The 676-nt window shown below is 45.6% G+C and carries 1 protein-coding gene; it reads left to right on the top strand.

The genetic code is table 11. The features are described 5' to 3' along the window. A partial coding sequence (locus tag A3762_RS06475; RefSeq protein WP_369820671.1) for an arsenic resistance protein occupies window positions 1–470 on the top strand: 470 nt, incomplete at its 5' end. Between the last annotated feature and the right edge of the window lie 206 nt (window positions 471–676).

Here is a 676-nt window from a genome sequence, read left to right as displayed (position 1 = left end):
TATTACTCTATGTCGTCATTCCGTTAGTCGCAGGCGTTATCACCCGCAAGAAGCTCGATAAACCCGACAACCATGAAAAATTAGAGCAGTTCTTGAGCCATATAAAACCTTGGTCAGTCACCGGCCTGCTTGCCACTGTTGTATTGTTGTTTGGCTTCCAAGCGCAAACTATCTTGAACCAACCCTTGGCGATTGTGTTGATTGCAATCCCACTTTTGATTCAAACCTACTTCATTTTTGCCGTCGGTTACGGCGCAGCAAAAGCCTTAAAGCTTCCGCATAATGTTGCCGCACCCGCATGTTTAATTGGCACATCAAACTTTTTTGAACTTGCCGTCGCAGTCGCCATTTCACTTTTTGGCTTACACTCTGGAGCAGCCCTTGCAACGGTTGTAGGTGTATTGGTAGAAGTTCCAGTGATGTTGTCGCTGGTTGCATTCGTCAATAAAACGCGCGGATGGTTTGACTAAACCTCCAACATTGGGGTCCGAGTACTAGTACTCGGACCCCAATCCCTATCTCTCAGTATCCTCAGATCTACCCTATCCGCCTCTATCCTGCTCAGTTCTCAGTTTTCACCCTAGTTCGACAAAATACATAAACTTACTAAACCGAACAAAAAGTAAACACGTAAGGGCTCGTATCAACGTTAGTTGTGTTGAGTGGCCACTCTTAT

The sequence above is a fragment of the Oleiphilus sp. HI0125 genome, from assembly GCF_001635355.1.
Note: the sequence above shows the minus strand (reverse complement) of the source record. Positions and strands in the feature narration are given on the sequence as shown.